Origin of the sequence: Natrialba magadii ATCC 43099, from assembly GCF_000025625.1 — an archaeon.
In the GTDB taxonomy this organism is placed as follows: domain Archaea; phylum Halobacteriota; class Halobacteria; order Halobacteriales; family Natrialbaceae; genus Natrialba; species Natrialba magadii.
Map to the genome: position 1 here is coordinate 566,541 of NC_013922.1, position 22,805 is coordinate 589,345.

Annotated in this window: 22 protein-coding genes; 8 read left to right on the forward strand and 14 right to left on the reverse strand. The window is 60.1% G+C overall.

All coding sequences use genetic code 11. The features are described 5' to 3' along the window. Positions 1–140: 140 nt before the first annotated feature. On the reverse strand, positions 141–1,337 hold the full coding sequence (locus NMAG_RS02690; protein ID WP_004214173.1) for an outer membrane protein assembly factor BamB family protein: 1,197 nt from the start codon (positions 1,335–1,337) through the stop codon (positions 141–143). A gap of 333 nt (positions 1,338–1,670) precedes the next feature. On the opposite strand from NMAG_RS02690, the gene NMAG_RS02695 reads away from it, so the two are divergent. Together NMAG_RS02695 and NMAG_RS02705 are read left to right on the forward strand one after the other, a co-directional pair. Beyond that, positions 1,671–1,997 carry a hypothetical protein gene (locus tag NMAG_RS02695; RefSeq protein WP_004214175.1) on the forward strand — a complete coding sequence of 109 codons (327 nt, stop codon included), beginning with the start codon at positions 1,671–1,673 and terminating at the stop codon, positions 1,995–1,997. A 570-nt stretch (positions 1,998–2,567) separates the two neighbouring features. Further along, positions 2,568–4,187: a hypothetical protein gene (locus NMAG_RS02705; RefSeq protein ID WP_004214178.1), complete on the forward strand. Its 1,620-nt coding sequence runs from the start codon at positions 2,568–2,570 to the stop codon at positions 4,185–4,187. Between the two features lie 56 nt (positions 4,188–4,243). Here NMAG_RS02705 and NMAG_RS02710 read toward each other — a convergent pair whose 3' ends face one another. Continuing rightward, positions 4,244–5,650: a cryptochrome/photolyase family protein gene (locus tag NMAG_RS02710; protein WP_004214180.1), complete on the reverse strand. Its 1,407-nt coding sequence runs from the start codon at positions 5,648–5,650 to the stop codon at positions 4,244–4,246. Between the two features lie 275 nt (positions 5,651–5,925). Here NMAG_RS02710 and NMAG_RS02715 point away from each other — a divergent pair, with 275 nt between their 5' ends. Then, complete coding sequence (locus NMAG_RS02715) at positions 5,926–6,489, forward strand: hypothetical protein (RefSeq protein WP_004214182.1); 564 nt, start codon at positions 5,926–5,928, stop codon at positions 6,487–6,489. 127 nt (positions 6,490–6,616) lie between these two features. Continuing rightward, entirely contained in the window at positions 6,617–7,033 is a 417-nt protein-coding gene (locus NMAG_RS02720) for a hypothetical protein (RefSeq protein ID WP_004214184.1), read from the forward strand. Between the two features lie 93 nt (positions 7,034–7,126). Here the strand turns inward: NMAG_RS02720 and NMAG_RS02725 are convergent, their stop codons facing one another. The 5 genes from NMAG_RS02725 to NMAG_RS02745 are packed head-to-tail and all read right to left on the reverse strand — an operon-like array spanning position 7,127 to position 13,629. Beyond that, positions 7,127–8,521: an ABC transporter ATP-binding protein gene (locus tag NMAG_RS02725; RefSeq protein WP_004214186.1), complete on the reverse strand. Its 1,395-nt coding sequence runs from the start codon at positions 8,519–8,521 to the stop codon at positions 7,127–7,129. Then, positions 8,514–9,569, reverse strand: coding sequence for an ABC transporter ATP-binding protein (locus tag NMAG_RS02730; protein WP_004214187.1), 1,056 nt, complete (start codon positions 9,567–9,569; stop codon positions 8,514–8,516). Before NMAG_RS02730 ends, NMAG_RS02725 begins: the two co-directional genes overlap by 8 nt. After that, positions 9,569–10,582 carry an ABC transporter permease gene (locus NMAG_RS02735; protein ID WP_004214188.1) on the reverse strand — a complete coding sequence of 338 codons (1,014 nt, stop codon included), beginning with the start codon at positions 10,580–10,582 and terminating at the stop codon, positions 9,569–9,571. Before NMAG_RS02735 ends, NMAG_RS02730 begins: the two co-directional genes overlap by 1 nt. 8 nt (positions 10,583–10,590) lie before the next feature. Further along, positions 10,591–11,547, reverse strand: a complete 957-nt coding sequence (locus tag NMAG_RS02740) for an ABC transporter permease (RefSeq protein ID WP_012996375.1) — start codon at positions 11,545–11,547, stop codon at positions 10,591–10,593. A gap of 48 nt (positions 11,548–11,595) precedes the next feature. Continuing rightward, on the reverse strand, positions 11,596–13,629 hold the full coding sequence (locus tag NMAG_RS02745) for an ABC transporter substrate-binding protein (RefSeq protein ID WP_191219368.1): 2,034 nt from the start codon (positions 13,627–13,629) through the stop codon (positions 11,596–11,598). A gap of 1,254 nt (positions 13,630–14,883) precedes the next feature. Here NMAG_RS02745 and NMAG_RS02750 point away from each other — a divergent pair. Together NMAG_RS02750 and NMAG_RS02755 are read left to right on the forward strand one after the other, a co-directional pair. After that, positions 14,884–15,261: a hypothetical protein gene (locus tag NMAG_RS02750; protein ID WP_004214191.1), complete on the forward strand. Its 378-nt coding sequence runs from the start codon at positions 14,884–14,886 to the stop codon at positions 15,259–15,261. Continuing rightward, complete coding sequence (locus NMAG_RS02755) at positions 15,248–15,958, forward strand: PAS domain-containing protein (RefSeq protein ID WP_004214192.1); 711 nt, start codon at positions 15,248–15,250, stop codon at positions 15,956–15,958. The genes NMAG_RS02750 and NMAG_RS02755 overlap by 14 nt, the downstream gene beginning before the upstream one ends. 80 nt (positions 15,959–16,038) lie before the next feature. On the opposite strand, the gene NMAG_RS02760 is transcribed toward NMAG_RS02755, so the two are convergent. From NMAG_RS02760 to NMAG_RS02780, 5 genes are all read right to left on the reverse strand, one after another. Continuing rightward, on the reverse strand, positions 16,039–16,581 hold the full coding sequence (locus tag NMAG_RS02760) for a hypothetical protein (protein ID WP_004214193.1): 543 nt from the start codon (positions 16,579–16,581) through the stop codon (positions 16,039–16,041). Between the two features lie 423 nt (positions 16,582–17,004). Continuing rightward, on the reverse strand, positions 17,005–17,448 hold the full coding sequence (locus tag NMAG_RS02765; protein WP_004214194.1) for an RNA-binding protein: 444 nt from the start codon (positions 17,446–17,448) through the stop codon (positions 17,005–17,007). Between the two features lie 102 nt (positions 17,449–17,550). After that, positions 17,551–17,787: a hypothetical protein gene (locus NMAG_RS02770; protein ID WP_004214196.1), complete on the reverse strand. Its 237-nt coding sequence runs from the start codon at positions 17,785–17,787 to the stop codon at positions 17,551–17,553. Between the two features lie 186 nt (positions 17,788–17,973). Then, positions 17,974–18,387: a hypothetical protein gene (locus NMAG_RS02775; protein ID WP_012996377.1), complete on the reverse strand. Its 414-nt coding sequence runs from the start codon at positions 18,385–18,387 to the stop codon at positions 17,974–17,976. Continuing rightward, positions 18,384–19,283, reverse strand: a complete 900-nt coding sequence (locus tag NMAG_RS02780) for a succinylglutamate desuccinylase/aspartoacylase family protein (RefSeq protein ID WP_012996378.1) — start codon at positions 19,281–19,283, stop codon at positions 18,384–18,386. Before NMAG_RS02780 ends, NMAG_RS02775 begins: the two co-directional genes overlap by 4 nt. Positions 19,284–19,528: 245 nt before the next feature. On the opposite strand from NMAG_RS02780, the gene NMAG_RS22610 reads away from it, so the two are divergent. Then, the gene (locus tag NMAG_RS22610; RefSeq protein WP_004214199.1) at positions 19,529–19,657 is read left to right on the forward strand and encodes a hypothetical protein; all 129 of its coding nucleotides are present in this window, start codon (positions 19,529–19,531) and stop codon (positions 19,655–19,657) included. 62 nt (positions 19,658–19,719) lie between these two features. Here NMAG_RS22610 and NMAG_RS02785 read toward each other — a convergent pair whose 3' ends face one another. Beyond that, a complete protein-coding gene (locus NMAG_RS02785) occupies positions 19,720–20,406 on the reverse strand; it encodes a DJ-1/PfpI family protein (RefSeq protein ID WP_004214200.1) in 687 nt (228 codons plus the stop codon). Between the two features lie 329 nt (positions 20,407–20,735). On the opposite strand from NMAG_RS02785, the gene NMAG_RS02790 reads away from it, so the two are divergent. Further along, positions 20,736–21,227, forward strand: a complete 492-nt coding sequence (locus NMAG_RS02790; protein ID WP_004214201.1) for an Hsp20/alpha crystallin family protein — start codon at positions 20,736–20,738, stop codon at positions 21,225–21,227. A 191-nt stretch (positions 21,228–21,418) separates the two neighbouring features. Here the strand turns inward: NMAG_RS02790 and NMAG_RS02795 are convergent, their stop codons facing one another. Then, positions 21,419–22,471 (reverse strand): DHH family phosphoesterase, encoded by a 1,053-nt coding sequence (locus NMAG_RS02795; RefSeq protein ID WP_004214202.1) that lies wholly within the window; start codon positions 22,469–22,471, stop codon positions 21,419–21,421. Positions 22,472–22,805: the final 334 nt, after the last annotated feature.

The following is a 22,805-nucleotide window of genomic DNA, read 5'->3' on the forward strand; positions in this document are numbered from 1 at the left end:
CTTTGTTTTAAGCGTTACTAGCCAGCGTCACGAGTCGAATAAAATTCTGGATACGCGGTTGTCACTGTGGAGTCGGGCGATTTTGCACGATAATTCGGTCGATTGGCCCACTCAAGCCGTTGGGAACGACTGCACAGGCGCTACGGTGCCAGAATCTGGAGCCCCTCTCCGCGAGCCAGAAGCAACGCGGACCCGGCACTGGCGAACGGTGCAGGCGAGGTTGGGTAGAAGTCGATCGTCCACCGCTGCTCACCGGTGGTGATGTCGATTCCGTGGAGGTCGAGGTCGGGCCCAGCGTACCAGACCGTCTCGCCGACGACGATCGGACTCCGTTCGGCCCAGCCGTCCGCGTTGAAATCGATGTCCGAGCCGTACGTCCACTGGGTATCCAGTTCGGTGTCGAGACAGTGGAGGACGCCACTCGCGTCGACGGCGTATATTCTGTTTTCGGCGTACGCGAGTGCGTGTTCAATCGGTTCGTCGAAGCGGTGGCTGTCGATGGTGTCTCCATCTGCTGGATCGAGCCGTTCGATGACTCCCTGTTCGTCAGCCGCCCCGCTCACGAGAATGCTGTCGCCGATTACCGGTGGGCCGGACGGTGACATATTGGTGTCCGTCGACCAGCGCTCATCGCCGGTTTCGAGTTCGAATCCCGAACACTGTCCATGCAGATCGACGTGAACACATAGCTCGTCCGTACAGGCTGGTTGGACGGGCGAAACGTCTACATCGTGGACGTCCCACTCTGTCTCGCCAGTTGCCGCGTTCGTCGCGACCATCTGTCCGGTGCCGGACTCCTGGCCAGTGAGTACAAGCCCATCAGCGTACACTGGCGGTGTCGAGGCTGGCAGCCCGTCCGTTTCCCACTGTGTTCCATCGTCGTCCAGCGGCCGCCGGTACAGTTCGTTGCCTGCGGTCACGAAGACCGCCTCATCCGTGGCTGTGATGTATTTCAGTACGTGCTGCGGGGAGTCAATGGCGTGCGTCCACACCTCCTCGAACGTTTTGAGGTCGAAGCCGACGATGTCCCCTGCTTCGTTGTCGAGGAAAATGGCGACGCCGTCGACCGTGAGAATCGGGCCGAGAAAATCCGGACCATCCCCGTGATGATCGATTTCTCGGCGGACCTGTGGGCGGTCGGTACTATCGCCCTCCTCGACGTACGCCCGATTCTGTGCATCCCGTCTGGGTTGTGTCCAGTCTGTGAGTTCGTCGGACTCGAGTGCAACGCCTTCCAGTTCGGTTTCGCCGTCACTGTTGCTGGGGGCACGTAGGTAAGAGCTACAGCCGCTAACTAGTGTCGCGCCGGCTGTTGCGAGGACCAATCGCCGTTTCATAGCCCTGTATTCTTCCTGACTATGAATATGTTTTACCACTATATTGAACGAATATAGTGGTGTTCGAATTGTTGACTACCGCTATTTCCGTAGTCCCGTCGATAGATATAAGTCACTACCAGTCAACAATTAGAGCGGAAGACATCACTGGACGCGAAAGTGTCCCGGGTGCTAGAGACACCCGAAACGTGGCTTCCAACTTGCGGCGCTCGAAGCCATGATTGCGTACATTCTCACGGGATATAAACATCCCGCACGACTGACGCATTGCCCAATACAACCAGCAGCAGCGCTCTCCTGCCGAGCCACGAACTCACGGCGGTGCCACCCCGCATGAGCCACGACAGTGATCCAGAGCCAGCGTCTGCGACTGGCTCCACTGGCGACTCCGCACTCGAGTTACCCCCGTGCCCGCGCTGTGGCACCCCGGTCACCCGCACCACCGTCATCGGCCCCACCGACGCTATCGCCGGCCCCTGTGGCTGTCGCGTTGCACCTGGGATTACCAAGCGGGGCCGCGATGGGAACCACGGCAACGACCACGACCGTGACCGTGAGCGTGAGCACGAGCACGACACCAGCGACAACGGGGACAATCGGGACAACGGGGACAACCGGGACAACCGGGACAATCGGGACAACAGGGACACCAACACCTAACCCCTCAAACGGAACGGCGTACTCGAGTACCCTACAATCCCATCACCCATCTCGACGCGCCACGTCGGACTGTCGTGGTCTGGGAGGTGGCGGGAAGGGAGGGCTGCGGGAAACCCACAGCCCCATTCCCATTCCCATTCCTACTCCCACTCTCACCCCCGACACCACAACAACCAGCGCACTCGAGTACCGGGCCAGCCGACGGGGGACTGGGACACGTCTCTCGCACTACTCACAGCAGCGCCGATACGTCGGCACCCGTACTCGAGGTCGTGTTCGAATGTGGGGTTGGCTGGATTCAAATCCGAGTCGGACTCCGACTCCGAGGTCGAGTCTATCCCGACACCGTGGTCAAACATCCACACTCTCAACTCGACAAATCCGGCAAACTCGACCAACTCGACCAACCCACCCTACCAACCAACTCGAACCACTGCCAGATCGTACTCGAGGACACTCGAACGTGTGGATGAAAATTGTGAGTCACAACACAGCCGTTCGAATCGCCTTACCGACCGACAACTGAGCCTCCGGTATGATTTTCTACCACGGGTGAGAGTGTCACCCATAATGAACGATATCGGCCACCAGGGGAACGACCTCCCCGAGAATCCCGAAGCGTGCCTGCGGTCGACAACCGACGACCGAGTACCGCCGTCGGGAGAGGGTGAGGGCGAGGGCGAGGGCGAGGGCGAGGTGACAGTCGTAGACTCAGCACCCGAGTCAGCGACTGCCAGTACCGACATTGGCGAGTCGATTACCCGGACAGATCCCGACGTCGTCGCGGTGGAACTCGACGACCTTCGCTACGAGGAACTCGTCGGAGAGACGGACACTGACGTCGATCGCGAGGATGTCGTGAGCGGGACGACGTCGGCGCAGTTACTCGGACACTGGCTGCTCTCTGGGGCGCGAACACGACTCGAGAACCGGTCCGACACTAATTCGGATACCCACAGTGCGGAGGCGGTATCGGCTGCGGAGGCTCGAGACCGACCCGTCGCACTCGTGGATCGGCCGGTCGAGGACACCGTCGCGGATCTCTGGGGGCGACTTTCGCGACGAGCGAAGCTGGCAACCGGAGGTGCTCTCGCCGCCGAGTTCGGCGGGCCGCTGAAAGCCGGCCTCGGGCTGGGGGTGTTCTGGGGGCTGTTGATCGGGGCAACCCTCCGTCTCGTACAGGACCCTCTGCTCGTCCCTGTCGATGCGCTCTCGAGCGACGGCTCCGGGACCGTCGGCGCATTTCTGGGACCGCTGCTATCGGTTCTCGACGCGGTTCTCCTGATCGTCCTGCTGGGCCTCGCGTTCGGCGTGCCGCTCTGGCTGTTGCTGGCGCGAGCGACTCGGTGGTTCGAGAACGGTGACGCTGACCGGGTAGCCGCCCAAGACGCCGTTGGAACACTGATCGCGGACCACAGTCCGTCGGTGACTGACGCCGACGCACTTGCCGAACGTCGCGATGGAGTGACTGCGCGACGGCTACTCGCATTGCGCGAGGCGGGGTACGACGTCCTCGCAGTCGTCAGCGCCGGTCGTCGACCACGAATCGAACGGTTCCTCGAGGAGCCGGCGTCGGTCCCGCCGACCGCCGTCGAGGAGCCGTCCGGATCCAGTCGGCTTCGATCGGTCCTCTACCGGGTCGTCGGCTACGCCTTTACGATCGGGTTCCTCTCACTGTTCGGTCTGATGGCCCTTGGCGGCGCACAGGACTGGTTCGTGGTGCAGCTGTTTGCGGCGTGGTTCCTCGTGAACTTCGTCGCTGCGGCGGGCGTCGCCTGGCTCGCGGGGGCTCACTGGACCAGCGCTGGCGCTGGCGGTGCGGTTGCCTGGCTCACCAGCGTCAACCCCATTATTACGCCAGGGTTGTTCATCGCCTACGTCGAACTGCAGTACACGAGTGTCAAGCTTGCCGATATCTTCCGAATCAAAGACACGCTCGCGAAACGAGAACGAGGGCTGCTCGAACGACTGCGCGGACTTCACGCCGAGGTGGGACTCTTTCGGCTGCTGGCGATCATGACGGTCGCAAACCTCGCAAGCTTCATCGCGAGCGTGCTGTTCGTCGTCGCCGTCCTCCCGTATCTCGCCGCCGATATCGGCGGCCTCGAGGGGGTCGGCGAGACGCTACTCGAGGGCATTCGTGAGGGGATCCGCATCGTCGAAACCGTCAGCCCGCTGTTCGTCCGCTGAATTCGGGCGGGACGGGACGACAGGACGAGACCAACCACCCGAAGCGACAATCGAGCCTATTCGTCTCCACGAGCCGCTTCGAACATGTCGAGCGCCGCCTCGCGGCGCGCCGCGTGATCGACGATCGGGTCCGGATACTCGGGTGCAACGCTCGCCCGCTCATCGGGTTCGAGAGCAACCCACTCGTGGATCGTCTCGGCGGGAACGTCCGCGAGTTCCGGGACGTAGGTTCGAATGTACTCGGCGTCGGGGTCGTGGCGCTCTCCCTGGGTCATCGGGTTGAAGATCCGGAAGTACGGTTGTGCGTCGGTACCGGTTCCGGACGCCCACTGCCAGCCGCCGACGTCGCTTGCGGTGTCGTGATCCGCGAGCTTCTCGCGGAACCAGGCGTACCCCTCGCGCCAGTCGAGCATGAGGTCCTTCGTCAGGAACGACGCGACGATCATGCGCAGGCGATTGTGCATGAACGCCTCGGCTCGAAGCTGACGCATGCCAGCGTCGACGATCGGATAGCCCGTTTTCCCGTCCTTCCAGGCCTGGAGTGCAGCAGCATCGGTCTGCCACTGAATCGGGTTCTCGTAGGATCGGTAGTTCGCCGTGACGGTGTGTGGATTCGTGTCGAGTACGTGGGCGTAGAACGCTCGCCAGGCGAGTTGGGATTCGAACTCCTCGCAGGAGTCGGCCGCTGCCTCGTCCGGAGCCTCCGATTTCGCACGGTCGAGCGCCTCGTACACCGTGCGGATGCCGATGGTTCCCCACTTGAGGTGCGGTGAGAGACCGGAAGTGGCGTCGGCCGCAGGGTCGTCTCGCTGGTCTGCGTACCGATAGATAGGGTCAGCACAGAACGTCTCGAGCCGACGGCGTGCTGCCTCCATCCCGGCGTCGGGAATCGTCGCCTCTGGGTCGTCGAATCCGAGGGCTTCCTGAGACGGAAGCGAGTCCCCGGAGACTGACGCCAGTTGCTCGCCGTCCGGTGCCGAGACGGGAGACTCCTTCTCGCGATCACGCCACTTCTTCCAGAAGTACGAGTAAACGGCGTACGTCTCGCCTTGCTGGGTGGTAATCGAGCCTGGTTCGAACAGAAGCGCATCGTCGACGGACGTGGCCTCGATTCCGGCATCAGTCAGCGCCTCACGGACCTCCTCGTCTCGCTTGCTCGCAAGCCCGGAGTAGTCTCGATTCCACGAGACGCGCTCTGCGCCGTGCTCACGGGCGATCCGCGGCAGTTCCTCTCGAGGGTCACCCGTGGCAACCACGAGATCGCCGCCGCGCTCGCGATACCAGGCCCGGAGTTCCGAGAGCGACTCGAGCATGAACGCCACCCTGGGCGGCGAGGCGAACTCGAGGACCGCCGGGTCGAAAATGAATGCGGGTATCACCGAGCCCGTTTCCGCCGCGGCGGAAAGTGAGTGGTTGTCCGTGGCTCGAAGATCTCGGCGGTGCCAATGAACGTGAACGCTCATAACGCGGTAAGGCTGCCGTTCGGGATCGTAGTCCTCTCGATAATCGTCCCACCGGGGTTCGATCGTATACCCACAGACCGGGCTGTGTGTCGATGGCTCATAGTGTGACGTCTCCTGCTCACGAGTTATCGATTGCCCCTAACAATCCACTTCTCTAACGAGACGACAGCCGCTCCACGGTCAAATCCGCCTATCGCAAGCGACTACGTGGGGGGCGACGATAGAGCGTCGCACACACCGAATTGTTTTTGACAACTCGAACACACGGCTAGGGCATGTCAGATGGGTCCGCGGCAGAACGTATCAGGGAGCGTCGACGGAACGCGATCGACCCCGAAGCGTTTCTCCTCGACATCGACGCGATTGAGCCGACCGACGAGGACGAAGGACTCCAGTTCACACCTGCGTTCACCGACCGCGTCGAGGAGCATCTCGAGAAGCTCCAGACCGACGGTGTTGAACCAACCGATATTGGCGCTATCTTCGCCGTTTCAGACGACAACGTTTCCAAAGCTGACCGGTCGTTCCCGGCCTACAAGACTGGTAGCACCGTCCGAAGCTGGCCCTCCGAGGGGGCAGTCCAGCTCGACGTTGCCGTCGACAAGAGCATCCGCGAGGTGACCGACGAGTGGAATGACGTCCCCTCCAGGCAGCGTTACCGCATCCTCCAGTCGCTTCGATCCTTCCAGGAGGAGTGTCTGTTCTGTTCGGGAGCAATCTCGATCAGCGACCAGACGGTCGAATCATGCTGTAGCAACGTTGAGGTCGTAACGGTCTCGTGTACCGGCTGCGAGCGACGATTTCTGGAGTTCACACCGGGTTCGGTCCCGGGAATGTGACTCTCCAGCACAACAGTTATCGATGGCCAAGCGACTAGGTGACCGGGTGACCGGGTGACCGGGTGGCCGAGTGACCGAGTGACCAGGTGAGCAACACTCTTATCGATTCGAACACAAATCGGGAGCGATGGCGTTTCCTGGGCCGATCGACCGGCTTCACCAGCCCGAGTACACCGGTGAAAACCGCTGTCTCCCATGCACTGCCGGTAACATCGTTCTCGCAGTTCTTCTCAGTGCCACAGCGGCCGCACTAGCGTGGTTCGGTGCCGGTCCGGTGGTCGCACTGGGTGTTGGAATCGGTATCCTCTCGTGCTCAGTCGGTGCGATTGCCATCCGCGGCTACCTCGTTCCGGGAACGCCCGAACTCACGAAACAGTACCTCCCTGATCGGCTTCGCCAACGATTCCACGACCGCGAGCCGGGACTCGACGACGGTGCGGATCTCGACCTGGCGATGAAAGGAATCGGAACCATACAAACGCAATCCGACGAACGAAGCGACGGCGACGAGTCCGAGACAGCGGACGAGACCAATACGAACTAGTCACGTTCGAGCGCAAGCACTGCCAGGACTGGCGACTACAGTCCGGAGCCAGAAGTACGAAACCCGGAGTACGGAACCTGGAATCGGAGCCTACTACTCCTGAACGACGGTCCCGTCGTACTCTTCGCTGGCCCGAGTCGGCTCGAGTGCCTCATCAACGTAGCGTTCGTCGTGCAACAGACACGCGATTTCGTGTGTCGGTGAGTGCTCGATGTAGTCCGGCACTGTCGACTCACACGGTGAGACGAACGCGTCCTCGAGTGTCGCTGCACACGCATCCGGTCCCTGCTCCCGGAGTTCAGTAATCGCGTTCGTGACCACTGATTCGGCTGCAGTATCCGACAGCGTGGGCGGGAGACCGAACTCATCGCGGATGAGCTCGTCCAGCCGCTCGTGCGAGAGCTTCGACTGGTCGTCGCGAACGTCCTTATCCGACTTGGTCAGCGTCACAAGCTGTGTAACCTCCTCCGCTTCGCGCACCTGTAACTTGAACGTCAGGAGCGATCGCCACTCTGCCTGCTCGAGATCGAACTCTGCCGGCGGAATCACACGGGGGCACCGTGTGTGGAACTGACAACCCGATGGCGGATTGATCGGCGACGGGACCTGACCCTCGAGGAATATCTGGTCCCCCTCCCAGAGTGGATCCGGCTCCGGAATTGCCGAGAGCAACGCCTCAGTGTAGGGGTGGTGTGGCTCGGAGAAAATCTCCTCAGTTGTCCCGACCTCGGCGAACTCGCCGAGATACATTACGGCGATCCGATCCGAGATGTGTTCGACGACGCTCAGGTCGTGTGCGATAAAGATGTAGGCCAGATTGAACTCCTCCTGGAGATCCTCGAGCAGGTTGAGAATCTGGGCCTGGACACTCACGTCGAGTGCTGACACCGGCTCGTCACAGACGATCACTTCCGGATCGACCGCCAGCGCCCTGGCAATACCGATCCGCTGTCGCTGCCCGCCGGAGAACTCGTGTGGATATCGGTGCGCGTGGCTCGGGTTCAGGCCAACGGTGTCGAGAAGCTCGTTCACTCGATCAATGCGTTCCTCACCGTCAGCGATGCCATGGATATCGAGCGGTTCGCCGATGATATCACCGACGGTAAGCCGCGGATTCAGACTCGAGAACGGATCCTGGAAGATATACTGCAGGTCCGTCCGGAGGTCTCGAAGCCGACTACTCGAGAGGCCTGTCAGTTCGATTGCTTCGCGCTCGGCGTTCGGGCTGTCGTCTAGCTGCTGTCTATAGTAAGCACTACCCTCGGTCGGTTCGATGAGTCGCAAGAGCGCCCGTCCGAGCGTCGTCTTTCCGCACCCACTTTCACCGACGACGCCGAGCGTTTCGCCCGGATACAGTTCGAGGTTGATGTCGTTGACCGCTTTCACGGTTTGCTTTCGACCGAGGAGGTTATCGATGAACCCTCCTTCCGTCGTGTAGTGTTTCGTCAGGCCGTCGGTCCAGAGGATTGGCTCTTCGTTGTTACTCATGCTTCTCACCTCGCACTCGCTCGCTCAGATCGTCGTCAATCGTGACGTCGAATCCGAGTCCGTGCTGCAGATCGTTGGTGTACTCCAGACACCGCGCCGACTGTTGGGCGCCGTTGGATCCGTCGCCAGTGGTGATCATGCCCGGCTCCGTTCGGGTACAGGCTTCCTCCGCGTACGGACAGCGGGGATGGAAACTACACCCGGTCGGTGTATCGATCAGGTCGGGCATTGCTCCCGGAATTGTCCGCAACCGGTCGCTGTCATCCCCGACGCGCGGGATCGAACTCATGAGTCCGACGGTGTAGGGGTGTTTTGGATCGTAGTACAGATCCTCGACGGGTGCTTTTTCGACGGCCTGACCGGCGTACATGACCATCACGCGGTCACAGAGTTCGGCGACGACGCCGAGGTCGTGTGTGATGAGCTGAATCGCCGTATCGAACTCGTCGGTGAGATCCTCGAGCAGGTCGAGAATTTTCGCTTCGGTCGTTACGTCGAGTGCGGTCGTTGGTTCGTCTGCGATCAGTACGTCGGGATCGCACGACAGCGCCATTGCGATCACCGCTCGCTGTTGCATCCCACCGGAGAACTCGTGAGGGTAGTCAGAGTAGCGGTTCTCGGCGTCCGGAATGCCGACCTGGTCGAGCAGTTCGATGCTGCGCTCTCGTGCGTCTTCCTCGTCGTAATCGAGGTGGTGCCTGATCGCTTCGGCGATCTGCTCACCGACCGTGTACACGGGGTTGAGCGCGGTTTGGGCATCCTGGAAGATCATTCCGATCCGGTTCCCGCGGACCTGACGGATCTCCTCATCGTTCATCTGCAAGAGGTCTTCACCGTCGAGCAGGATCTCACCGCTCTCGATCTCGCCTGGGCTCTCGATGAGTCGCAGTAGCGAGAGGGCAGTGACGCTCTTTCCAGCACCGCTCTCTCCGACGACGCCGAACTTCTCGCCGCGTTCGATCGTGTAGGAGAGGTCGTCGACGGCGGTGACGACTCCTTCCGCCGTGTAGAACGACACCGTCAGGTCGTTGACTTCGAGGAGTGCCATTATCCACCACCTCCGATGTCGTCGACCTGCGCATCGAGTGCGTCGTTGACTGCGTCACCGATGATGTTCATCGACATAACGAACAGGAAGATCATCAGCCCCGGGAAGACGGTCGCCCACCAGAACCACGTGCCACCGTCACCCGTCGCAAGCGTGTCAGATTCGGCGTCGAGGATCGTCCCCCACTCGGGCGTCCCGGGATCGAATCCGAGCCCGAGGAAACCGAGTGCTGCAACACCGATAACGACGGTCCCGATACTGAGCGTTGCCTGCACGATAACCGGCGCAATGGCGTTCGGAATCACGTGGCGGAAGATAACCGACCGGTCTCGAGCGCCAAGGGCTTTCGCTGCCATTACGTACTCGTTTTGCTTCACCTTCAGAATCTCACCGCGAATGATACGCGCGTAGGTTGCCCAGCCGACGAGCGCGAACGCGCCGACCAGTGGCCAGAAACCGCCGCCGAAGAGGGCGACGAGGATAAGTGCCAGCACGAGTCCAGGGAACGCGAAGACAACGTCGAGAATCCGCATGAGCACTTCGTCGACCCGACCGCCGAAGTAGCCGGAGACACTACCGTAGATGACGCCGAACGTTGCCGCAAGTGCGGTGACGACGAGACCGATCGAAATACTGTAACGGCCGCCAGCGACCACTCGAGAGAACATGTCTCGTCCGAGCCGGTCAGTACCCATCGGATGCGATATCGATGGCGAGGCGTATCGTGCGCCGACACCCGTCGCGGTTGGATCGTACGGGACGATCGAGAACGGCTGAACGGTGACTCCACCCACCGAAATCGGCTGGGAAAGCAACGCAGCGACTGTCATCACGCAAATGACTGCAAAGCCACCCAGCGCGAGCCGGTCATGAACAATGTTCGATACGATCTTTCGCCACCGGCTCTCTAACTCGTCAGCCTCCTCCTCGCTCCAGGTATCCAGTGAGTCCTGCTCCTCGATACCATCGGTATCGAAGCCCGAAATCTGTATTCGTCCTCTTTCTGTTGACATTGTTGTGATCAGTATTCGTCTCTAATTCGTGGGTCGAGCAGTGCGTAGACGATGTCCGCGAGCAGGTTTGCGAGCACGATGAAGAAGCCAGTAAACAGGGTGATCGCCAGAATGAGGTTGATCTCCCTGAGGTGGACTGCATCGATGAGTTCTCGTCCGAGACCGGGCCATCCGAACACCGTCTCGACGACGACCGAACCGGCGACAATACTCGCAGTTAGGAACGCGGCGACCGTCGTGACCGAGATGAGCGAGTTCCGCAGCACGTGCTTGAGAATAACGGTGCGCTCCGGGAGTCCCTTTGCACGAGCGGCGGTGACGTACTCTTTGTTCAACTCCTCGGCCATCGACGTACGCATAATTCGCATCATGTTCGCTGCAGCTGCCGTCCCGATCGTGACACCGGGTAGGATCAGCCACCAGAGCATCGATGGAGAGAGCAACGATGTCTGCGGATCAAGCGTTGGGAACCAATCGAGCTGAACGGCGAACACTGCCATCAGCATCAGTCCCAGCCAGAAGTTCGGGATCGAAATGCCCGAGAGGGCGACGAATCGGCTGACGTCGTCACCGAGCTGGTCCTTGTTGACCGCGGCGTAGATCCCGCCTGGGATAGCGATCAGGAGTGCAAACACCCAGCCGAACAGACCGAGTGCAATCGTCTCGGGAAGCCGAGCCAGCACGACGGCACTAACGTCGCGACTGGTCGAGTACACCTCGCCAAAGTCGCCAGTCAATACCCCCTGCATCCAATCGAGATACTGCACCCAGACCGGTTGGTCGAGACCGAACTCGCGTCGAAGACGAGCCGCCTCATGTGATGGCACGTTGGGATTCGCCGCAACCAGCTGGTCGACGATGTCTCCCGGTGTGATGTGCATAAGCGCGAACGTAACTACTGAAACACCGAACAGTACCGGGACCGAGGCGAGTATCCGTTTAAGAATGAACTTTTGTAAACTCATACCTTGTACGTGTGGAAATGGGTTGAAGGTGGTCGGGTGGTCGGTTAGTTAGTCGCGATCCAGATAGATGATCTGCTCGTCAGCAGGTGCGTACACTGCATAGCTCAGGATCGCCTGCGTCTGTGGGTGGACGTTGAAACCGACCACGTCGTCGTTGGTCGTCCCGGTGTTCAGCGAGTAGTCGACGATGGTGTTTGCCGACAGTTCGGTCAGTTCGGGCCACAGCTCATCGTAGCGCTCTCTGCGAGTGTCTTCGTCCTCAGCGACGTCCGTCGCGAAGCGACAGCTCCGGAGCAGGTCGACGAAGTCATCCGGCAGTGCTCCTTCCGGGAAGAAGAAGTTACAGCAGCCGTTCCAGTTGTCCGGATCGTGAATCGTCTCCGGGAAGCCGTGTGGTTCCGGCGTGCCGGCGAGACCGATGACAGCCGCAGCGTTGTCTTCTGCAAATTCCTCACGGGCACCGTCGGAGTAGAGATCAGGCGTCCAGTCACCGAGTGCGGCCGGCGTCTCGAGTTCAGCCTCGAAGAGACCGCTCTGGTTCAACTGGTCGACAGTGAGCTGCATCTTGTCGATACGCTCGTCGTCGTCGGAGTTCGTCCGGATAATAATCTCGACCGGTGCCTCCTGGCTTGACTCCTCGATAAGCTGTTCGGCCAGTTCCTCATCGGGCTCGGCCGGGTAGGACCAATCCTCTTCGAACAGATCTTCGTAGTCGTCGGCGGTCGTTGCCAGGTCGGCGGCTGGTTCCGGGAACGGAACTCGTGCCGGGTCACCCCAGCCCTGTTCGATGAGGTCGACGATCTGCTGGCGCGGGATCAGCGCGCTGACTGCCCGGCGGATCTCTGGTTCGGAGAAGGCACCGCCAGTGTCGGTCTCCTCGACAGGGAACTGCATAAACTTGAAGCCGAACGCCTCCGTCGCGGAGACGACGAAGTTGTCCGACTCGTAGAAACTGTTCCGTGCGTCAGACGGCAGTTCGTACGCGATGTCGACGTCGCCGTCCTCGAGTGCAGAACTCCGCTGGACGGACTCGTCGACGAATCGGATGTTGATTTCGTCGATAACCGGACCCTCGGGGAACTCGTCGGGACCATCCCACCACGGAATGTTGTCGAGACCGACTTCCTCGACCCAGTAGTTTTCGTTTCGGGAGAGAAGCAACTGCGAGCCTTCCTCGAACTCTTCGACCTGGTATGGGCCCGTACCGATCGGGACCATGTCTTCGTCGTCCCGTGGATCGAGCTCTCCCGCCGGAACGTCGGCGTGCTCGGCCGGGTAGACATACGGGTTCATCTCTACGAACGCTGCGGCGTCAGGTTCCTGCGAGTACAGCGCGTACGTGTAGCCGTCGTCGCCGTCGAGGGCCTCAGCGTACAGGAACGTGTCGAACATCTGACCCTCGTTGTCAGAGCCGACGTATCTGTCGTAGGACCGGACGAGGTCTTCGGCCGTCAGTTCATCGCCGTTGTGGAACTCGATACCTTCGTGCAGACGCCCTTCGACTCTGGTTCCGTAGACGCCGTCATCGACGGCGTCGCCGGCTTCTTCTCGGGTCAACACTCGGACCGTGTCGCCCTCTTCAGCCGGCAGGTCGTCAGGGTGATGCATCAGGACGAGGTTGTTGTCGTCTTCCAGATCAAAGAACGGGAAGCCGTCGTCCGCGTCGTCGGCTTCCATCTCGACCATGTAGTCCTCGTAGTCCGTGACGTCAACATCGTTTGCTTCCTCGGCCTCGTGTTCTGCGGCCATCCACGGCAGATATTCTCCGCTGCTGTCGACCGTAGTCAGACCGTCGTAGACCGCGTCGAACACCACCGAGTCCTCTGCAGCGGTACTCTGTGCCTGGTCGTAGTCGGAGATGCTGTTACGTGGGATTGCGAACTCGAGTCTGCCGCCCTCCTGAATCTCATCGAGGTCGACTTCGTTTCGCTCTAACGCGTCGCTAACGTCGAGAACTTCATCTTCCTCATCGTCACCATTGCCCATGCAACCGGCGATACCGATTGCACCGGTAGCTGCGATACCCTGCAGCAGTCGACGGCGATCAAGACTCGAACTTCGTGATTTCGTTGATTTCGACATTGTATTTAAACCACCATTGCGTTGGATGCGGTCACTCTCCGCCACCAGCGTCGGCGAGACTCATCGACGAGTCCAACGACCTTTGGGTAGGGCAACCACATCCCATTTGCCAACACTACAACCTGTCCATCTAAGTGAGGCCATAAATAGGTTTTGATCACGAATTATAATGACACGGTTGCAGAAGTAATAATTGTAGGTTTAGTCTCTCACTAGGACATATTGCCCTACAACTGGCCAAAGATGTGTTCAACAATGTACGTTCCCACACATTAGATAGCCGACATAGACGCGAACAACTCGTCTTTGAAAACCACCTCGTTTCGAACACCACTAACCGGTCGGATAGGACCGAGATCTATAGTAGCCACTGCAAGTCAGTGCACACCTGATCGCCAGCCTGCTCGGCGAGCAGTGTGTAACTAGTTGCAGTTGTTACTATAGTAGTCACTGTAAGACACTGCGCACCCGTCCCACGACGAACGTGTGGTTCGGAGCAAGCGCGGTCTGCAACGAGCACGGTTCGGAGCAAGCGCGGTTTGCAACGAGCAAAGTGAGTGAGAACCGCGGGAAAGCACGGAGCGCGGGATCGTAGATCCCGCGGCCCATGCGAGCGGGCCGTCGGCCCGCGAGCAGACGGCGAACACCGTGACCCCTGCTGGATCGCGAGCGGAGTGAGTATTCCGACCGCCCGTCAGTAGGCACACGAGAGCTGTTTTCAGACACACCTCCGAAACTGGAACCGGTTCTTGCACCTGAACCCGATCACACACAGACTGGTTGCCAAATAGCCACCCATCAACGCGACCACGCACCTGACTCAGTCGGTCGCAGTCTCGACGGACTCGAGTTCCCCCTTCTGGTCGACCCAGACAGAAACGCCCCAGCAGGTGGTGAACTCGCGGGTTCCTCCCGATCGGCCGCTTCGGCACGGATTTTGTCAAGGTCGCCATCCGTCAGGAGGGTATCACCCTGCTCGGTCTCGTCAGGTTCGAGAGCGAACGTCTCTGTGACTGTCTCGTCCGTATAGCGGCCGATAACTGAGACGTCGATTCACGTCTGCTGTTGGGTTGAGCGGCTGTAACGCTTTTTTGGCGGTTGACTGGACGCTGAAGGAGAACAGCGACGGTCACCGCCCACAACTCACTGCACTGCTGACCGGTACGGCAACTCGAGTGTGTAGGATACTGGAGGGTACAGACACGACGAATGCGGGGGTACACTTACTATCCAGTAGCCACTTATAGAACAGTAATGGAGACATCGGATGGAGGTGACGTCAGAGATCAGTGGGACCAGTTGCTCCGCGTGTTGTCGGCCCAGCCACGCCGGCAGATCATCGTTTCGCTGCTGGATGCACCCGCCGATCAGCGTCTGCCGCTGCCAGCGGCAGCACTCACGTCACACTCCGCAGAAGACTCCGAACGACTTGTGATCGAACTCCAGCACTCTCATCTCCCTGTGCTGGCTAGAGCGGGCTACATTCGCTGGGAACAAGAGCCGCTCTCCGTCCAGCGCGGCCCGCGATTTTCCGAACCGGCCGCAGTAATGGGGCTCTTGCAGGGATCGGCTGACAGACTGCCAGACACGCTAGCACGTGAAGGGCTCGTTGAATCGTATGAGTCGGAGTAACGAAATCATATACAAGGTGGTCGCAGCGCTCGCCGCTGCGGATGGGACTGATCCAGGCTCGTTAGAATATACGCTGGCAGATTACGTCGATCCAACGATGATCGAACGTCTCGTCATGAGTGAGACGACCTCAGAGCTCTCATTTGAAGTTCCCGGTCACAACGTAACGGTGACCGCTGACAGCAACGTCTTCGTCGACGGCGTCAAGTACCGGGCCGGCACCCAGTCACGGGGTGCGTCTGGCGAACAAACGATCGCATCGCCACCAGCACCGGAAAACCCGCTACAACTCCAGCGGTTTTTCGCCAACCTTCCCTGTACGGTCTACCAGTCGCGTAACGAGGAAGGGTGGCCGATCGAGTTTATCAGCGGCAACTGCCGTGATCTGACTGGCTACGAACCGAACGCGTTCGTCATCGGCGGCGTCAACTTTGGCTTCGATCTGATCCATCCGGACGACTGTGACCGTGTGGGTGAGGCGGTTGATGAAGCCATCGAGACCGAATCTCCGTTTTCGGTCATGTACCGGCTACAGCGAGCAGACAGTACGGAACGATGGGTTCTCGAGATCGGGATGCCGCTCTTTGATGGCACTGAACCGCTCTCGATCGTCGGTGCAATCGTTGATTTATCCGAGGTAAATCGGAAGCAGGGGCAGTCGATTTCGTCCCCTGAACAGGCCAATCCGAGCGGGTAAGTTCATTTCACCAGCGGTCCAGGCAGAGACCCTGACCCTTGAGATTGGGTTGTTGACCCGTGTAGATGAACCGTCTCGACTTATTCGTCTGGACTGATGTGAACGGTCGTTTCGGCGGTCAGTCCCTTCTCCTCGGCGTTGGGAACGTTAATCTGGACGGAGATCGTGTGTTCGCCGGTTGCAGCCTCTTCCCACTCGCTGTCAGAAACTTTGAACAGCTGATGCCATACCTTTCGGAACCGCTTGCGTTCGCCGCGCTGGAAGTTGAACTCGCCGCTCTTGTCTGGTGGGTCGTAGCGTGCAACGTGTGTCGCTTCCGTGACGCCGTCGATATCCCAGGTCCACAGCAGGGGTGACTCCGTCGACAGCGTGACTGGAAGTGGAAGCGAGTTGCGCATCGTGACGGTGAACGGTATCGGTTCGCCCGCTGAGAACGTCGTTTGAGGAGTTACAATGTCGACCGAAATTGCCCGTTGGCGAAGCCCCGTCGGAACGAAGAGTTTGCTTAGCGTCGACGAATTTACGGAGCGAAAGGACTGGACCGTCGTAGACGACTCTCTCTCGTGAGGAGTAAACGGCTCGTCGTCGCGTTCGATGGCATCCGACTCGTAGATCCGACGCATAGCCGTCGTGAAGCACTGACTCGCCTAAAGCGTTCGGGTGCCCCGTGGAAGAGTACCAGCTGCAACCAGTTTCACACTGATCGTACAGCCCACACAGGTTACTGTGCTTTCCGCGGTTCTCACTCACTTTGCTCGTTCCGAACCGTGTTCGTTCCGAACCGTGCTCGTTCCGGACCGCGCTTGCTCCGAACCGCGCTTGCTCCGAACCGTGCTCGTTCCGAACCGCGCGTTCGTCGTGCGACGGATGCACAGTGACTTGCAGTTGCTACGATAGTGTCGCGAGAGACAATTGGTCCTCCCCGGTCGTGTTCACACTTGACTCCGCTTTCCGCATGTACCCGAGAACAGGCACGTCTCGCGCTGTTCGATAACGCTCTCGTTCAGAAACTCAGCGGTTCACGAACGCAACGACTCAGTGCACAATCAGGACGCATCACGTTCCCGAAGCTGCTCGAGTACCTCGCGAGCGTTCTCGAGTGCCTGCTCTTTTTTCGCCGGATAGGCCTCGACCTTCGCGCGGAGCATGATGCCGTCACCGACACGGATCGTGCCTTCGAAGGCGGCCTGTTTGTCCAGGCTGAGGAACAGTTCGGTGTTCTCGGTCACGCGGTCGTCGAGTTCGTCGAGTAGCGTGTCGAACGACTCGAGATCGGTAAGCCGCGAGAGCACGTGTCGAACGTCGTCTGCGTTCTCGGCGCGGGCCGAGAGGACGAGGATGCGGTCGCCGTAGTGGCCTTCGGATTCGACGCGGTCGAGTTCGAACTCCTCGGGGAGGAAGGTTCGAAGGGCCTCCTCGACGCGCTTTTCGTCCTCTGTGGCGTAGCAGAACGTTCGGATGTCGACGTAGTGAAGCGGAATCTGTGGCATCTGTGGTGTCGTATACGGCCGCCGAACTCTCACATAGGTGGCCCCGGTTTCGGGGAGCGCCTGTCAGTCGGTGTCGGAAGGTGCCGCTCGTTGTGGGTGTCGTTAGTTTTCGGTTTCGGTTTCGGCTTCGTTTTCGTCTTCGTCGTCCCCATCCTCGTCGACGTCAGCCGCCTCGAGGTCTTCCTCCGGAATGCCCGTCTCTTGGCCGTCCTCGAAGCTCACGGTGTAGGTCACGTCGCCGAACATCGATTCCATGGTCTGGGTGACTGTCCCGACTTCGCCGTTGAACTCGCTGTGCTTGTCCGTCAGGACAACCTTGTCGTCTTCCTCGAAGCTCATAGTCGCAGTTCCCCGCCATCGCGTAAAAAGGGACTGATTCACCGGTCTCCTGAATGGTTCCTCGGTGCTCGAGTGGCATCTTCGGTCATGGTTCTCTTCGCCTGAACGAGGTGCCTGAACGAGGCGCCTGTACGAGGATCCCCAACAAGACACCTGATCGAGGGTCGGTCAGACTGACTCGCCACGTCAGTTGTCTGAATCGCCGCTCCCTGTGGTCGACCGGTCTGTTCCTGTGTGACCGTCGATAGCACCAACAGTCGCTCGTCGAGCACGAAGCCATTCGTACCCAGCACCGACGCTGACCGCGATTCCGTAACACCCCCCGAGGAACGGGAGCCAGTAGACCCAGAACTCGAACCGCGGCGCAATAGCGTTTCCAATAGCCGTCCCGATGCTGTAGATGACGTATCCCGGCAACGCCAGCGGCGAGAACAGTTCCGTCCGGAGCCACCCCAGCGCGAACGGCACGACCAAGACGATTGCAGTCGCCACCGTCACTGGACTCGTAAGCGCTCGCCGACCAATCTCGGACCATCTCACAGACTGGCCCGTCAACGCCGATTCGGTCTTCGAACCTGTGTCAGGTCGAGTTCCGGTCATTCGCTCTTGTCACCTCTTGATTCGGTCTCTGTCTCGGTTTCGGTCTCAATCTCCGCTTCAGTCTCCCGCCCCACCGCTCCCGCACCTGCCACACCAATGCCCGTGTCGTACTCGAGTACCCCATGAGCCGCGAGGACGTGTGCGATCACGAGCCGAGACTGTGCAGTCATGGTCGCGTGGTCCAGGAGGAACTCGGTGGTCTCGAAGAGGTAGGCGGTCGCGTCGAGTTCGGCGGCGGCCTTCTGGAAGAGCAACGGGCCGCCAGCGGTGCTCTCCTGGGGTGTGAACCGGTGGAACGGCAGGTACCAGGGAACGGTGTCCGCGGTGAGCGCGTCGGCGATTGCAGGGCCATGGGAGTCCATGGAGTGAAAGAGAGCCTGTCCGACGTACTCCCGGTGGAAGCCGTAGATCCCAAGCGAGCGATGGAGGTCGAGAACGACAGCCGGCTCGTACCGTTCGACGGCATCCCAGATGCCGCGTGCGAGTTCGCTGGTTGGCTCCTGGTTGGCCGGGAAGTGGCGGTTCAGGTCGCCGTCGATCCCACCGCGTTCGTCGTTCTCCACGGCGACGCGGTCGGTCTCTGGGACGACGACAAGTCGGCCAGCATCGGGTGCCCACTCGGTGGCGTCGCGGGCGGCTTCGATACCGCTGTATTCGTCGCCGTGGACGCCGCCGAAGACCATCACCGTCGGGCCCGAGTCGGGAGCCGAAATCTCGTACAGCGTCGTTTCGTGGACTGTCTCGGGGAGCAGTTGTACTGTCTCGCGGGTGACCGCGTCGGTACCCGCTCGCGCTACCGTGAGCAGTTGGTCGTTTCCGTCCGGTCGACTCGCGACGCCTGCGATAGCTGTCCCTGCGAGTGTTGCCATCGCGGCGAGCGCACTCCGACGCCTCATCGGTTGATGTGACTAGATCCGCCTTCAAACACCTTCCCATTGAAGCCGCGAATGTCATCGAAAGTGGCTGTTCCGTCATTTCTCGATTTCCGCCAAGTCACGGACAGACGTGTTCGCTTCTGGCATGCCAGCCAGCACCTGTTGCGAGTCTAACCCGTGGTCCACTTCACCAATGATGATCAATAGTTTTGGATGATGGAAGAATAGTTCCGAGTACGTAAATGCGTGGGCCACCTACCGATTGTATGGAACGCCGAGATCCGATTACGAACGTCCCGATCGACGACGGTGATGTCCCTGTGTACCTGCCCGGAACGCCCACGCTCTCGTTCGTCCGAACGATCGAACGAGTGATCGACATGGTTCGTCGGTAAGCAGCCGGCTGGCTGAACACATACCTCCCACCTCTCAGACATTTCCTCCCTTTCCCCTGATCTTACATGTCCGAGACACCGAGTTCATCGAGCAGCGTCTCCGCCGCCGCACTCGAGGACCCAGGTCCGCGAGCGGTGAGGAGATCGCCATCGACAGTGACGCTCGTGTCCTGATCGAGTTCGGCGTCCCAGTTGCCGCCGGCGGCCTCGACCTCGTCTTCGACCCAGTAGGGAAGCTTGCGGCCGGTCGGCATGACGTCGTTCTCGTCGACGATTTCTTCTTCCCACTCGTTCGGGAAGCCGGTCACGTCGCGACCCTCGACGATGAAGCCACCGTCGCTGTCACGGGCGAACGCGAGCAGGCCGACCGCGTGACAGACGACCAGCGCCTTGCCGTCACCCTCGACTGCGTCTCGCAGGAGTCGGCGAGCATCGCTGTCCTGATTTACGTCCCATTCAGTGCCGTGCCCACCGGGGAAGACGACAGCGTCGTACTCCGCGGCGTCTGCTTCGGCTGTCGGAATCGGATCGTTGAGCCGCTCATCGTTTTCGTGGACCTCACGGACGTGCTCGGCGGTCTCCTCGCCGACCTCGTCCGGATCCGCCGACGTCTCATCGAGTTCCGGCGGCCCGCCCGAGGGCGTTGTGACTGTGATTTCGACGCCCGCATCCGAGAGCGTCTCGAGTGGCTCGATGCATTCTTCTCCCCAGTAGCCTTCCTCGCTGACGACGAATAGTGCGCGCGTCATGGAGACAGACCTACGCTGAGCAGCCTCAAAACTCCCTCACCACCCGAGGGTGCTGCCGCGACCGTGTGACCTTTTCCGGTTTCGGTTGGCGATGTTGTCGCCGGTACTGTTCTGGCTGCTCGGTGCTATTGCTATTGCTATTGCTATTGCTATTGCGACTGCTGTCGGTGTTGGTAGTGCTGTGTCGGCTACGTGAACTCGAGTCACTGCTGTGCGTTGTTCCATTCCCTACGGCCGGCGCTACCATGCCACAACACGTTATCGTCACTGACGGTCAGACGGACCTGAAGTGGCCTTTTTCGGTATCGATAGCGTACGTCGTACTGACTATGTCAGACAGATCGAGTCCGTTCGACGGCATTGAGGAACTGCTCGACAAGCTCAACCGGCAACTCGAGACGGCTGCTCGATCCTGGGAGCAGAGCGTGGACGGGGGAGGTCAGGGCCGAGACCGACGCCAATTCAATTTCTCGATGGATGTGGGGAGCGGTTCGACCAGCCTCGATATCGCAGACGAGGACGAGGAGTTCATCGTCACTGTCGACGTTCCAGGCTACGAGGCTGACGACCTCGATATTCGACTGGCTGGCGAGTTGCTCACGATCGAGGGCGAGCGCGAGCACGCGGAGGGCCACGACGACGAGGAACGCGGCGTCTACATCCGACGGGAGCGAGAGGTACAGTCGTTTAGTCGCAAGGTGACGCTGCCGGCTGCTGTCGATTCTGACGGCGTCGATGCGACGATTAACAACGGGATTCTGACGATTCGGCTTCCAAAGCGTGAACCGGACAGTGAATCCCACCGGATCGATATCGACTGAGTTCCAGTCGATCACAGTCACGCCAGTTTACCGTCTTCTGTGCTTCCCACTCTGGACCCTGCGCCCAACACCTTGCACTCTGCACCCTGCGCCCAACACCTTGCACTCTGCACCCTACGCCCAACACCTTGCACTCTGCACCCTGCGCCCAACACCTTGCACTCTGCACCCTACTCCTCACACCCTCGCCGTTAGTCGTCGAGATTCAGCGCCTCGAAAAAACGACTCGAAATTCGGCCACTGACGAAGTCCAGAAGCTGTTCCGCGTCGCCTGCCTCGTCCGCGAAAATGCCGAGTTCGATGTGACCACCGGCCATATCGTGGTGGCCGCCCGCCGATCCCAGATCACCGAATCCATCGTCGAGCGTTTCGCCCATGTTGATCCGCGGATCGATCGAGCGACCACTGATTCGAATCGCGTCGCCGACGATGCCGTAGACGAGTACCGTATCGACGCCCTCGAGATTGAGCAGGTAATCTGCCGCCTGAGGTAGTGCGTCCGTCTCAGCCGTTTTACCGACATTCGCGACCATCGAGGACGCCCGGCGCTCGCGGGTGTCGATTGCCCGGCCAATTGCGTCGAGCGTGCCCGGCGAAAACGCACTTCCATACAACTGTTCGAGAACCTCGAGTTCGGCGTCAGCGTAGACCGAAAGTGCAGCCTCATACTCTCGTCGCGTCGGCTCGCGGACGAAATCGAGGCGCTCACGATGGAGTGCAAACAACAGTGCCGAGGCGAGTCGGCTCGTCAACTCGATGTCGAGTTCCCCGAGGTACTCGACGAAGATGGTCGCTGTCGCGCCGTACTCGGTCCGGATATCTGTGAATTCCGCCCCGTCATCACCGCCGGGGTGATGATCAACGACGATATCCGGTTCGATCTCCGTATCGAGTGACGTGTTCTGTCCACTCGTGTGATCGACGAATGCGAGACAGTCGAACTCCTCGAACGTCACGCCGTCGAGTGGGACGACAGTGAGTGCGAGCATGTTGACGAACGCTCGATTCTGCTGGTGTGAAATATCACCGCCGTACGTGATCACCACCTCCTCGACATCGTGTTCACCTGCGATCGTCTCGAGTGCGAGTGCGCTGGCCAGACAGTCGGGGTCCGGATTGTCGTGACAGACGACGACGAGCGAGGAGGCGGACTCGAGAACCGAGACGAGGTCGGCCGCGCGTGACATGTCGTCATCCAGTACGAGAAACAGCCGTTTGAACCCAGTGACGGTACGGAGTGCCATCGCCGACCGTCTCGCGACCCAATGACTCGTTGACCGGGGGTACTCGAGTCGGTTGGCATCGGTGCGATATGGTATGGTGCTGGTATGGTGCTGTATGATGCCGTATACTGTCGTATGGTGTCGATATGTGATGAGATCATGTCGTCCGTTCCCGTATGGTTCCAGTACCGCTCGGGACAGTCGTCGTACGGATGATCGAATCGATGGTCGTTTCTGCAACCGAAAATCGTCGTCGCCACGCGTAGCCCCGTCTCGAGTAGTCTGATAACAGCCGAGGAATCGCCGGGAGAGCTGTCAGTACTGATGCCATGCGAACCATTGACGAAATCTATTT